The organism is Streptomyces sp. f51, assembly GCF_037940415.1.
GTDB lineage: Bacteria > Actinomycetota > Actinomycetes > Streptomycetales > Streptomycetaceae > Streptomyces.
Genome location: NZ_CP149798.1, coordinates 44251 through 56655, shown reverse-complemented (window position 1 = coordinate 56655; position 12405 = coordinate 44251). Strand labels below are relative to the sequence as shown.

Sequence of the window (12405 nt, the reverse complement as noted above, 5' to 3'; positions counted from 1 at the left end):
AGCGGGTATTCGTAGCCGTCCCGGCCCGCGGATGAGCCGGGCGCGCCGCGATGTCGCCGGCCCGGGTCCCGGGGCTCCCCGGGGGCCGGGCCCGGACGGTCCTGCCGATGTCTCGTACCGGCCTCCCGAAAACTCGTACCGAAAACTTACCCGGGTCTATCCTCATACGTACCTTATGTCGCTCCGAATGGCTTCTGTCCAGCACATCGAGGGCCTTGGAACGTACCGACAGACTCGGCGCGAACTTCCGTGACACCGGCTCCCGTTGTGCACGTCGATCACGTTTCGAGGGAGGTGAGTCCGATGACCACACACATCAGCGTCCGGCGGCTGCTCGCCGGCGCGGCCGCGACGGGCCTGCTGGCCGGTGGGGCCGCGCTGGGAACGTCCGGTGTCGCATCCGCGACCACGACGCCTCCGCCCGCGCCTTCGGGGACGTCGGCTGACCATCATGGTCACCACGACCGCTGCGAGTGGAAGAAGGGTCACTGGGAGAAGAACTGGGTGCCCGGCCACTGGGCCAAGAAGTGGGTCCACCAGGACTCCTGGCACCACGGTCACCACGCCCACGGCTGGGTGCAGAAGTGGGTCTACGTCCCCGGTCACTGGGACCAGGTGTGGGTCAAGGGGCATTGGGACTGTCACCAGCACCACCATTGAGGGATCCGGCCGAGAGGGGAGGACCGGGTGCGGCCGCGCCCGGTCCGCTTCCCGCGCCCGGGCCTCTTACCGTGACCGGCCCTCTTGCTGCGCCCGGTCCGCTTCCGCCCGGTTGCCCGCTCGCCGTGCCCGGTCCGCTTCCTGCCGCCGGGCGGTGGTGGCCGTCGCCGGAAACGTGGTGGAAAGCCGTCGATCCCGTTGGTTAGGCTCCCCGGATGACCACACGTACTTTCCGAATCACCGTTCGCGGTGTCTTCGACGGGCTCGGCGCGGAGCAGCGCGCCGAACTGCTGGCGCGCGCGCCGGAACACGACGTCCTGCGCGCGGCCTTCACCCCCGAGGGGCACCTCAGCTACGACCTGGCCGCCCGGCCGGCCTTCACCTTCCGCTTCCTGGACTCGGGCGAGGCGGAGGAGGACATCCTGGAGGCGGTCGAACGGGCCGAGGCCGCCGCCACCGCCTGGCTCACCGGGCGCGGGTACGGCTTCAAGCGGCTCAAGTCCCAGGCCGAGGATCTTTCCCAGGCTCCCCTCGGCAAGCGCCAGCGCCGGGCCGCCGCGCAGAGCACGCCCTGATCCCTCGTAGTGAACGAGGATCTTGTTTGCGGATATGCTTGAGTAGTCAAGGAGGCGTCAATGAGTGAGGGGCTGGACGCGGCACTGCGTCTGATGAAGGCGCAGGCCGCCCTGGTGAAGCGGTTCGACGCGAGTCTCGGCGGACTGCACGGGGTGAGCCTGGCCGACTTCACGATGCTGCTGCGCCTGTCCCAGGCCCCCGGCGACCGCATGCGCCGGGTGGACCTGGCGGAGGCGCTGGGGCTGACGGCGTCCGGTGTCACCCGGGGGCTCGTACCGCTGGAGCGGATCGGGCTGGTCAGGCGGGACGCGGACGCCCGGGACGCGCGGGTGGCCTACGCGGCCCTGACGGAGACCGGCCGGGAGCGCCTCGCGGAGATGCTCGTGACCGCCGAACACGTGGCCGAGGACGTCTTCGCCGAACCGGCGTGGACCTCGGAGGACACGACACGGCTCGCCGGCCTCCTCGGACGCCTCGACGGCACCGGGTTCACGCGGCGCGGGTCCGGGCGGTCCTGAAGCGACCCGCCCCTCCGGACGGAGTGGCCCGCGCGGGGCTCCGTCCGGAGGGGCGTATCGCCGGCCGGGCTCGGGTCCGGCGGCTCCGTCCGCCGGGTCCGGGGCCAGCGGGTCCTGAAGTGGGGCCGCCGGGCGGTCGCGGGTGGAGTGGCCCTTGCGGTGCGTCGCCCGGTATCGGGGTCGGCGGGTTCTGAAGCCGAGCCGTCGGGCGGGTTCGGGCGAAGTGGCCCTTGCGGTGCGTTGCCCGGTACCGGGGTCAGCGGGTTCCGAAGCCGGGCGGTCGGCCGGTCGCGGGTGGAGTGGCGTCGCCCGGTATCGGGGTCGGCGGGTTCTGAAGCCGAGCCGTCGGCCGGTTCCGGGCGGAGGGGCCTTGCGGTCTTCGGCCGGGACCGGGGCCGCCGGGGGCACTGCGTGCCGTCGACCCTGCCTTGCCTGTCCTCCTGGCTCGGCGCACGCTGGGGGCATGGGAGCTCGCGACGGGCCCACGCTCATCACCTCTGTCCAGCGGGCCTTCCGCCTGCTGGAGGCGGTGAGCGCGCACGAGACCGGCGCGCCCGCCAAACAGCTGGCCCGTGAGACCGAGCTTCCGCTCGCCACCGCCTACCACCTGCTGCGGACCCTCGTCCACGACGGATACATCCGCAAGCTGGACGACGGCGGCTTCATCCTGGGCGACAAGATGCAGACGCTCCAGACCCAGGGCCGGGGGCAGGCGCTGCTCAGCCGGGTCCGTCCCACTCTCGCCGCCCTGCGCGACGAACTCGCCTCGGCCGCCTACCTCACCTTCTACGAGGAGGGCGAGATCAGGGTCGCCGAGATCGTCGACGGGCCCCGGGCACCCCGGGTCGACCTCTGGGTCGGATTCGAGGACGCCGGCCACGCCACCGCTCTCGGCAAGTCCGTACTGCGGGAACTCGACGAGGAGTCCCGCAACGACTACCTCGCCCGGCACACACTCGCCGACCTCACCCCGCGGACCATCACCAGCCGGCCGGAACTGCTCCGGCGCCTGGCCACGTCGCCCGTGGCCCCTGCGGTCACGGACCTGGAGGAGTACGCTCTCGGAACGGTCTGCGTCGCCGTACCCGTCTACAGCGGGGACACGCTCGGTTCGCTCGGCGTCTCGCTCCCCGCGGAGCGGCTGCCCCGGCTCCGTGAAGTGGTGACGAAGCTGATCCCGACCGCGAACCGCGTGACCAGGGGCCTGTCGCTCACTATTTGAAATCTCCGTGCTTGTGGATCACGTCTCGAACGTCTTTCCTAGACCAACCGGACATTTCAGGGATGAACCCAGGTGAGGACTGCGGACGAGAATGAGTCGGGCCCGAGAGCACACTGGCGAGCACTGGCTGAAACGGACGTTCGGGAACCGAGGATCCGGTTCCTGGGCGGCGGCCCGCAAGCGCGCCGCCCACCTCGCCTTCGGCACATCGGTGCTGCCCTTACTGATCGTCGGCGCCATCGTGCTCGTCGACCTGGCGGGCCGGGCGGGCATCCTCTGGCTGCCGCTGCTGGCCGCGGGACCCGCGCTGGCGGCCACCACCAGCCGGCCGTACGGGGTTCTCTGCGTCGGCTTCCTGGCCTCGGTGCTGAGCGCGGTGCTGGGCATACGGGACGGCGTTCCGGGCGGCGAGCTCGTGGCCGTCCTGTCCGCGCTGGCGTCCGTCACCCTGGCGAGCGTCCTGGCCAGCGCCCTGCGCTGGCGCCGGGAGCGGGTCCTCGCGGCCGTACGCTCGGTCGCCGAGGCGGCGCAGCACGCGCTCCTCGCGCCCATTCCGTCGAACGTCGGCCCGTTCCAGGTGGCCGTGCGCTACAGCGCCGCCGCGGCCGAGGCCCGGATCGGCGGCGACCTGTACGCGCTGGTGCCCACACCGCACGGCGTCAGGATGATCATCGGTGACGTCCGGGGCAAGGGGCTGCCGGCCGTCGGTACGGCCGCGCTCGTGCTCGGTGTCTTCCGTGAGGCCGCCTACGACGAACCCGACCTTCTCGCCGTGGTCGCCAGGATCGAACGGAGCCTGGCGCGCAACCTGGGCTTCGACGACTTCGTCACCGCCGTGGTCGCCGGCTACCCCGAGCCGGGCCGGCTGGAGGTCGTCAACTGCGGACACGCTCCTCCGCTGCATGTCCGCGCGTCCGGCACCGTCGTGTCGGTCGACCCCGTCGATCCCGCTCCTCCGCTCGGGCTGCGGGCCCTGACGGGGGAGTCCCCGAGCCTCCAGGTGCTGCCGCTGGCCGACGGCGACCAGCTCCTGCTGTACACCGACGGCGTCACCGAGGCCCGCGACCACGGCCGCGAGTTCTACGCCCTCGCCCAAGGGCTGGCACGGCATGTGTCCGACGAACCGGCCACCACGCTCGCCGCGCTCGACGCCGAGCTCCAGGCCCATGTGGGCGGGCGTCTGCACGACGACGCGGCGCTGCTGCTGCTGCGCAAGCCGGTCCCCGCCGAACCGGTGACCGCGGTCGGCGCGGGCACCCCTCCCGCGGTCGCCGGGGTGGGCTGCGGCGGGGGCCCGGAATAGTCGTGCGGGTGAGGGGGGTGGGCGACTGAGGTCGCTCACCCCCCTTCCGCGTGTCCAGGCGTGCGACGGCGCACGCCTGGAGGGGCCCGGGTCAGTGCCGGGCGAACTGGAGCCGGGTCGGCTGCACCGCGTCGGGACGCAGCGCGATGCCCTCGACGGTCAGGCGTTCTCCGTAGATGTCGGTGATCCTGACGGTGCCGCCGCATCCGCCGCCGTCCTCCGCGAGGAAATAGTTGTAGGCGGTGCGTGGAAGCGGCCGCCATCCGCCGCCGCTGCGCAGTTCGAGCCGGGCGACCGGATTCCTGTGCCCGATGACCTGGAGCGCGCACCAGTAGCGGCTGGACCCGGTCTTGTAGCGCAGCGCGACCGTACCGGCGGTGCCGGGGCTCAGCAGCTTCCAGGTGATCGGGATGCGGCCGGCCGAGAGGTTCGCGAGCCGGGCGAACGCCTGCGCGCTGAGGTCGAGCTGCCCGGGAGCGCAGCCCGTCGGGCATTCATTGGTGATCAGGACCGTGACGGTGGCGCCGCCGGCCGCGCGGACCAGCACGTACGCCCCGCACGCCTTGGACGTCTCGTAGTCGGTGTGGTTCATCGCTGCGGTCAGGACGTCGTCGCCCGGACCGTAGGAGCAGGAGCCGTCCCCTTTCCCGGCGTCGTACGTGGTCGCCACTCCTCGGTAGCCGACCCCCGGGCGGATCCGTCCCGCCAGGGAAGCGGCCGTCGCCGCGGCCCGCGGTGCGTCCGAGGCCGACGGCCGCGCCGACGTGGCGGAAGGGCGGGCCGTCACGGACGGGGAGAGCGTGGGATCGGGCGACCGCCCGGCCGTGGGGGACGTCGATCCGGACGCGGTCGCCCGGCCCGGATCCGGGGTCTGCCGGGAACCGCCGGCCGTCGAGGCGGCGGGATGCCCGGCCGTGTCGGCGGAGTGGGCGCCGGGACGGAACGCCACGACCAGACAGACCAGGGCCCCCGCCGTGACCAGCGCGACCAGGGCGGCGCTCCGCGGCCTCGGCCGGCGTCCGCGCCGCCCTGCGGATCGGCTCGTTTGCTTCATGCGCATCCGTTCTCCACCCGCGCGGGACCGAGCGGGACTCGTCGCATGTCTACTACGGACCACGTGTTGACGGGGTCACGTCCAACGAATCCGACGGATCTCGTTCCGCGGCGGGCGTCAGGCCTCCGCCGCCAGGGGCACCGCCTCGGTGCCGGGCCTGAAGGCGGGGTGGTCGCCGAGACGGCGTACGTAGTCCACGAGCCGGGGACGCGCGCCGAGGACCTCCGGGCAGCCAAGACCGGTGAGCGCCACCCAGACGTCGACGTCCGCCGCCGTGAGCCCGTCGCCCAGGACGTAGGGGTGCCCGGCGAGTTGGCAGTCGAGCAGGTCGAGGGCCGCCGCGAGCTCCGAGGGCCGGGCGGACGGGGTGACATCGCGCTCCAGCAGATCGCGGAGGGCTTCGATGTCGGCGGTGAGGGACGGAGGGCAGAGCGTGGAGGGGCAGGTCGTGGTGTGGCCGGAGAGCAGCCCCGCCAGGTCGCGGAGGATGTCGGGCGTGTGGTTGCTGACGATGCGTCCGCTCCAGCGGTCGCACAGCGCGGGCGCGGTCAGCGGCCCGTCGAAGTGATGCTCGGTGGCCTCGTAGGCTCGGCGCAGCGAAGCGAAGGCGTCGGGGGTGCGCACGGGGTCCACGAGGAGCGTGGTGGCGACCGAGTCCGACAGCCCGAGCAGCCCGAGCGTGATGGCGATGCGCAGCGAGTGCGGACAACTCCGCGACAGATACAGCTCGTAGCGGTGCGGAGCCGGGTAGAAGCCGCCGGCCAGGCCCACGCCGATGCGGCTGTCGACACGGCGGGGGAGGACGGAGGGCGCGGCCGCCGGCGTGAGCCGAAGGACCGAGGGCAGCGAAGTCTGCTCACAGGGACGGGCGTTGGCGGAACTGGACGTGCGCGAAGCTGTCTCGGGCATGACTCTCCCTGGGGGAAGAAGGAAGCCACCGCCGCTTTGTGGGCACCGGCGGCCGGGATGCGGATTGACTGCGCCTGTCGCACCGGTCCGGATCGGACGGACCGGTCGCGGATCAGTAGGCGCTGGAGACACGCAACAGATCGATGTGCAGGCGCCTCGTCAAGCCGTTCCTTGGCATTCCCACCGGTCCCCACCTCAGGGCTCGCGAGACGCGAGACCACGCTTGTCCCGCCGCACCGGCGGAACCCGGTCGTCACCCGGGGCACCCCGTCGCGGTGGAAGGGTTGCCTGTCAGCGGGCCGGGGCCGATGACCTCCGGAGCGGACGGAACCGCACCGAGGGCGCTGACAATCGTGACCGTCCATGTCAGTCTCGGGGCGCCCTGTTGTGCCGTCAAGAAGGCCGACAACACGGTCTCACCTGGTGGTCACCCGCATTGACATTCTTTTCGGGACGGGCCTAACGTGCGGCCCACAACGGGATGCCTTTTCGGCCGGAGAAGAAATGGTGACGGCGATGCACACAGCTGACGGGACGGCCGCATGGCGGCGCACCGGTCGCGATGTGCTCTGCGCCGACCGCTCCGTGGACCTGCTGCGCGTCAACAGCGCCCTGTGTACGGGCATGTGTCGCCCCATCAGCCAGGGCTGACGGTTCCTCCGAGTCTCTGACGACCGCCGCTGTCGCGGCGCGTCCCCTCACCTGTCCAGCACCCGTTTCGCGTGCGGCCGCGCACCGCCTCGTACCGAGCGTCTCCTTTCTCGGCACGGCGTCGCCGCCTGCGCGGATCCGGGGTGTCCGAATCCGCTGGAGCTCTCCATGAGTCAACTCCCAGGCAGCGCCGTGTCCTTCGGGCCGGCGACGCCGACCGAGGCGATCCCCCGCACCGACGACCCCGCCGCCCCCGCACCTCTGGCGGCTCAGCGGGTCCTTCCGCTCCGGCGCCCCGGCCGCTGGATCGTCACCGCCGTGGTGCTCGTGCTGGTCGCCCAGATCGTCCACGGCCTGGTGACCAACCCCTTCTACCAGTGGGACCGCTTCCAGTACTGGTTCCTGCGCCCGACCATTCTCGACGGTCTGCTGATCACCCTCGAAGTCACCCTCTACAGCGCCCTGCTGGGCCTGCTCGGCGGCATTCTCCTGGCCCTGGCCAGGCTCTCCCGGAGTCCGGTGCTCCGCGCGGTGAGCTGGGTCTACACCTGGCTCTTCCGTTCGGTACCCCTCATCGTGGTCCTGCTCTTCCTCTACAACTTCAGCGCGCTGTACCAGACGCTGAGCGTAGGCGTTCCGTTCGGTCCCGCCTTCTTCACCTTCGACGAGTCCCGCCTGGCCACCGACATGGCCGTCGCCGTCGTCGGACTGAGTCTGAACGAAGCGGCGTACGCCTCCGAAGTGGTACGCGGCGGTCTTCTCTCCGTGGACCAGGGGCAGCACGAAGCCGCCTCCGCCCTCGGCCTGCCGAAGCGGTACCAGTTCGCGAGGATCGTCTTCCCGCAGGCGCTGCGCTCCATCACCCCCAACTACGTCAACCAGCTCATCGGTCTGATCAAGGGCACCTCGCTCGTCTTCTACGTGTCCCTGCTGGACCTGTTCGGATCCGTGCAGAGCATGGGCAGCACCTACCCCGGCGACATCGTGCCGCTGCTCCTCGTCGCCACCGCCTGGTACCTGATCCTCACGAGCGTCGTGTCCGTCATCCAGTTCTACGTCGAGCGGTACTACTCGCGGGGCGCGCTGCGCACCCTGCCGCCGACCCCGTTGCAGAAGGTACGAAGCGGTCTGCGCGAAGCGCGGGCCCGGGTCCGCAGGGAGACGGCGATATGACCGGCGTGACGAGCGAGACGCGGCCCGCGGCGGTCGAGGTGCACGACGTCCACAAGTGGTACGGCATCCAACAGGTACTGAACGGCGTGGAGTTGACCGTACGGCCCGGCGAGGTCACGGTGATCCTGGGGCCGTCGGGCTCGGGGAAGTCCACCCTCCTGCGCGTGATCAACCACTTGGAGAAGCCCGAGGTCGGCCATGTGAGCCTGAACGGCGAACTCATCGGTGTACGCCGGCACGGCGACCGGCTCAAGGAGCTGAGCGAGCGGGTCATCCTGGCCCAGCGCAGCCGCATCGGGTTCGTCTTCCAGAACTTCAACCTCTTCCCTCATCTGACCGTGCTGGACAACGTGGCCGCCGCCCCGGTGGCGACCGGCAGGCTGTCCAGGCCCGGAGCGCGGGAGCTGGCCCGCGAGCTGCTCGCACGGGTGGGTCTCGCCGACAAGGCCAACGCCTACCCACGGCAGTTGTCGGGCGGTCAGCAGCAGCGTGTGGCCATCGCCCGCGCCCTGGCCCTGCGGCCCGGGGTCATCCTCTTCGACGAACCGACGTCCGCCCTGGACCCCGAACTGGTCGGCGAGGTCCTCGCCGTCATCAAGGACCTGGCCCACAGCGGCACCACGCTCGTGATCGTCACCCATGAGATCGGCTTCGCCCGTGAGATCGCCGACCGGGTGGTGTTCATGGACGGCGGGCGGATCGTCGAACAGGGACCGCCCGAGCAGGTGCTCGACCATCCGCGGGAAGCGCGCACCAGAGAGTTCCTGAGCAAGGTGCTCTGACCGCTCCCGCCAGGACGCCCCGCGCGACACCGCTCGACGGGCGCTCCCTCGTGCTGCCTTCCTCCACCCACAGCGGGGCAGCCCCCCGATTCCGCGGCCCGCCCGGGCCGCTCCCCCACACTCCTCACCGCACACCCGAAAAGGAAAGCCATGCGCACCCTCGGCCTGAACAGCAGGACCCTCCGCGGCGTCGCCGCGACCGCCGCCGTCGCCTCCCTCGCCGCCTCTCTCGCCGCCTGCGGCGCGGACAGCGACGCCGCCACCCGGACGCGGACCGACGCGACCGGAACGGTGACGGTGGGCGCCCTGTCCAACGGCGCCGCCAAGGAGACCGCACTCAAGGTGTCCGAGGTCAAGTCCATCAGTGCCGAACTGCCCAAGTCGGTGGCGAAGAAGGGCACGTTGGTGGTGGGCATCGGCGCGCTGCCCGCCGGATCACCGCCGTTGAACTTCGTCGGCTCGGACCAGAAGACGCTCACCGGCAGCGAACCCGACCTCGGCAAACTCGTCGCCGCGGTCCTCGGGCTGAAGCCGGAGGTGAAGAACTCGACCTGGGAGAACCTCTTCGTCGGCATCGACAGCGGCAAGGTCGACGTGGCCTTCTCCAATGTCACCGACACCGAGGAGCGCAAGAGAAAGTACGAGTTCGCCTCCTACCGGCAGGACAACCTCGCCTTCGAGGTCCCGAAGAAGAGCACGTGGAACTTCGCCGGCGACTACCGGAACCTCGCGGGCAGGACCGTCGCGGTGGGCGCCGGCACGAACCAGGAGAAGATCCTCCTGGAGTGGAAGGCGAAGCTCGCCAAGGAGGGCAAGAAGCTCACCGTCAAGTACTACCAGGACAACAACGCCACGGCCCTCGCCCTGAACAGCGGCAAGATCGACGCCTCCTTCGGCCCCAACCCCGCCGTCGCCTACCACGTCACCCAGAACGCCAAGTCCCCCAACCCGACCCGCAACGCCGGGCAGTTCTCCGGGGCGGGCGAGACGATCCAGGGGCTGATCGCGGCCACCGCGAAGAAGGACAGCGGGCTCGCCAAGCCCGTCGCCGACGCGATCAACTACCTGATCGAGAACGGCCAGTACGCCAAGTGGCTCGCCGCCTGGAACCTCTCGAACGAGGCGGTGAAGACCTCCGAGGTCAACCCGCCCGGCCTCCCGCTCGACAATTCCTGAACCACACCGCCCGCTCGGGGACTCCGCCGCGCCGCGGCGGGGTCCCGGGGCGCGTCCGGCCGCGTTCCAGATACGGAGAACCCGCACCGCCATGTCCACCAGTGTCCACTCCGCCCCTTCCCCGGCCCCGACCACACCGCACATCCTCGACAACGCGGCCTGGGCCGCGCTGACCGGCCCGCACGCCCACCTCGCCGAGCGCGTCGGCGGGGCCGCCCGCTACCCCACGGACGTGTCCCCGTTCGCCGCCCTCGACGACCCGGCGGACCCCCGCTCCTGGGCCGACCTGGCCGAACTCGTCGGCCCCGGCACCCTCACCCCGGTCACCGCGGTCCAGACGGTGCCCGCCGGCTGGACCATCGAACAGAGCGGTGACGGCGTCCAGTTGACCGCCACCGCGCTGCGCTCCGAGCCCGCGCCCGAAGCCGTACGACTCGGCCCCGACGACGTGCCCGAGATCCTCGACCTGATCGCCCTCACCCGGCCGGGCCCCTTCCTGCCCCGAACCGTCGAACTCGGCACCTACCTCGGCATCCGGGAGGACGGCCGGCTGATCGCGCTGGCCGGCGAACGGCTGCGCCCGCCGGGCTGGACCGAGATCAGCGCGGTCTGCACCCTCCCCGGCCACCGGGGCAGGGGACTGGCCACCCGCCTGGTCCGCGCGGTCGCGGCCGGCATCACGGAACGGGGAGACACCCCCTTCCTCCACGCCGCCGCGGACAACACGAACGCGATCCGGCTCTACGAATCCATCGGGTTCACCCTGCGCCGCCGCACGCGGTTCGTGCTCGTCCGCACCCCCGGCGGACCACAGGCCGCGCGGGAGACACGAGTTGCCGCCGCGCAGCCGGAAGAAAAGGCGTAGCCGTGCGGTTGCGATGGTTCAGGACTGTGTGGCGCCCCGTCGGACGCCGACCGGTGCCGGGCCGAGCGGGACCCCGGGAACACGGGGCCGAGAGGGCGGAGGCGAGACACATGCGGTACGTGTCCCACCGTGCGCCGAGCCCGTTCCCGCCCCGCCTTCCGCACCTGTACGGCCGGCCGCACATCGATCTGCTGCGGTTCGCCAGCGCCCTCTGTCGCCCCTGACCTGTTCCCACGCAGCCGCGCCCCGCACACCGGGGCGGGCTTCCCCGTACGGTCGATCAGGAAGGCACTTCCGTGTCCTCGTCACCCTCTCCGCTGCACCTCGCCGTCGCCCTGGACGGCGCCGGCTGGCATCCGGCCGCCTGGCGCGAGCCTGTGGCCCGCCCCCACGACCTGCTGACCGCCGCCTACTGGACCGGCCTCGTCACCGAGGCCGAGCGCGGTCTGCTCGACTTCGTGACCATCGAGGACGGACTCGGCCTCCAGTCCTCCTCGTTCACCGGACCCGACGGCCGCACCGACCAGGTCCGCGGCCGCCTCGACGCCGTCCTCATCGCGTCGCGCGTCGCGCCGGTGACCCGCCACATCGGCGTGGTGCCCACGGTCGTGACCACCCACACCGAGCCGTTCCACCTGTCCAAGGCGATCGCCACCCTCGACTACGTGAGCTCCGGCCGCGCCGGCCTGCGCGTGCAGGTCAGCGCACGCCAGAACGAGGCCGCGCACTTCGGACGGCGCACCTTCCCGCCCCTGCGGATCGAGGACTACGACACGCCCGCCGCCCAGGAACTGGTGACCGAACTCTTCGACGAGGCCGCCGACTACGTCGAGGTCGTCCGCAGACTCTGGGACAGCTGGGAGGACGACGCGGAGATCCGCGACGAGGCCACCGGCCGGTTCATCGACCGCGACAGGGTCCACTACATCGACTTCGAGGGCAGGAACTTCCGCGTCAAGGGCCCCTCGATCACGCCCCGGCCGCCGCAGGGGCAGCCGATCGTCAGCGCCCTGGCCCACGCCACCGTCCCGTACCGGCTGCTGGCCCGGGCCGCCGACGTCGGCTACGTCACCCCGCACGACGCCGGCCAGGCCCGTTCCGTCGTCGAGGAGATCCGCGCGGAGCAGCGGGCGGCCGGTCGAGGGGACGAGACCGTACACGTCTTCGGCGACCTCGTCGTCTTCCTGGACGACGACCCCGGAGCCGCCCGGGCCCGACGCGAGCGACTGGACGTCCTCGCGGGCCGGCCGTACACGAGCGACGCCCGGATCTTCACCGGAACGCCCGCCGAACTCGCCGACCTGCTCCAGGAGCTGGGCGAGGCAGGGCTGTCCGGCTTCCGGCTGCGGCCCGCCGTGGCCGGGCACGACCTGCCCGCGATCACCCGTGGCCTGGTGCCCGAACTCCAGCGCCGGAACGCGTTCCGGCGGGCCTACGAGGCCGACACCCTGCGCGGACTGCTCGGGCTCGCCCGCCCCGCCAACCGCTACGCCACGACCGCCTGAGCCGGAAGGAC

The 12405-nt window shown here is 71.7% G+C and carries 13 protein-coding genes and 1 riboswitch; of the genes, 11 read left to right on the top strand and 2 right to left on the bottom strand.

Annotated elements, in window-relative coordinates; genetic code table 11:
- Positions 1-303 precede the first annotated feature (303 nt).
- From WJM95_RS00245 to WJM95_RS00225, 5 genes are all read left to right on the top strand, one after another.
- A complete protein-coding gene (locus tag WJM95_RS00245) occupies positions 304-660 on the top strand; it encodes a hypothetical protein (RefSeq protein ID WP_339127348.1) in 357 nt (118 codons plus the stop codon).
- 215 nt (positions 661-875) lie between these two features.
- On the top strand, positions 876-1235 hold the full coding sequence (locus WJM95_RS00240; protein ID WP_339127347.1) for a DUF6204 family protein: 360 nt from the start codon (positions 876-878) through the stop codon (positions 1233-1235).
- Positions 1236-1295: 60 nt separating this feature from the next.
- Positions 1296-1754 carry a MarR family transcriptional regulator gene (locus tag WJM95_RS00235; protein WP_339127346.1) on the top strand — a complete coding sequence of 153 codons (459 nt, stop codon included), beginning with the start codon at positions 1296-1298 and terminating at the stop codon, positions 1752-1754.
- A gap of 463 nt (positions 1755-2217) precedes the next feature.
- Positions 2218-2976 (top strand): IclR family transcriptional regulator C-terminal domain-containing protein, encoded by a 759-nt coding sequence (locus WJM95_RS00230; RefSeq protein WP_339127345.1) that lies wholly within the window; start codon positions 2218-2220, stop codon positions 2974-2976.
- Positions 2977-3067: 91 nt separating this feature from the next.
- Positions 3068-4279 (top strand): SpoIIE family protein phosphatase, encoded by a 1212-nt coding sequence (locus WJM95_RS00225; RefSeq protein WP_339127343.1) that lies wholly within the window; start codon positions 3068-3070, stop codon positions 4277-4279.
- Between the two features lie 91 nt (positions 4280-4370).
- Here WJM95_RS00225 and WJM95_RS00220 read toward each other — a convergent pair whose 3' ends face one another.
- Both WJM95_RS00220 and WJM95_RS00215 read right to left on the bottom strand, forming a co-directional pair.
- On the bottom strand, positions 4371-5333 hold the full coding sequence (locus tag WJM95_RS00220) for an expansin EXLX1 family cellulose-binding protein (protein WP_339127341.1): 963 nt from the start codon (positions 5331-5333) through the stop codon (positions 4371-4373).
- A gap of 117 nt (positions 5334-5450) precedes the next feature.
- A complete protein-coding gene (locus tag WJM95_RS00215) occupies positions 5451-6242 on the bottom strand; it encodes a cell envelope biogenesis protein OmpA (RefSeq protein ID WP_339127339.1) in 792 nt (263 codons plus the stop codon).
- A gap of 214 nt (positions 6243-6456) precedes the next feature.
- Positions 6457-6601: riboswitch (SAM riboswitch) on the bottom strand.
- 157 nt (positions 6602-6758) lie between these two features.
- Between WJM95_RS00215 and WJM95_RS00210 the strand changes: the two genes are divergently transcribed.
- The 6 genes from WJM95_RS00210 to WJM95_RS00185 all read left to right on the top strand — a co-directional run bounded on the left by WJM95_RS00210 (position 6759) and on the right by WJM95_RS00185 (position 12394).
- Complete coding sequence (locus WJM95_RS00210; protein WP_339127338.1) at positions 6759-6893, top strand: hypothetical protein; 135 nt, start codon at positions 6759-6761, stop codon at positions 6891-6893.
- Between the two features lie 168 nt (positions 6894-7061).
- Positions 7062-8066: an amino acid ABC transporter permease gene (locus WJM95_RS00205; protein WP_339127336.1), complete on the top strand. Its 1005-nt coding sequence runs from the start codon at positions 7062-7064 to the stop codon at positions 8064-8066.
- Positions 8063-8848: an amino acid ABC transporter ATP-binding protein gene (locus WJM95_RS00200; RefSeq protein ID WP_339127335.1), complete on the top strand. Its 786-nt coding sequence runs from the start codon at positions 8063-8065 to the stop codon at positions 8846-8848. The genes WJM95_RS00205 and WJM95_RS00200 overlap by 4 nt, the downstream gene beginning before the upstream one ends.
- A 150-nt stretch (positions 8849-8998) precedes the next feature.
- Positions 8999-10024 carry an ABC transporter substrate-binding protein gene (locus WJM95_RS00195; protein WP_339127334.1) on the top strand — a complete coding sequence of 342 codons (1026 nt, stop codon included), beginning with the start codon at positions 8999-9001 and terminating at the stop codon, positions 10022-10024.
- A 91-nt stretch (positions 10025-10115) separates the two neighbouring features.
- Positions 10116-10889 (top strand): GNAT family N-acetyltransferase, encoded by a 774-nt coding sequence (locus WJM95_RS00190; protein WP_339127332.1) that lies wholly within the window; start codon positions 10116-10118, stop codon positions 10887-10889.
- 296 nt (positions 10890-11185) lie between these two features.
- Positions 11186-12394 (top strand): LLM class flavin-dependent oxidoreductase, encoded by a 1209-nt coding sequence (locus WJM95_RS00185; RefSeq protein WP_339127331.1) that lies wholly within the window; start codon positions 11186-11188, stop codon positions 12392-12394.
- Positions 12395-12405: the final 11 nt, after the last annotated feature.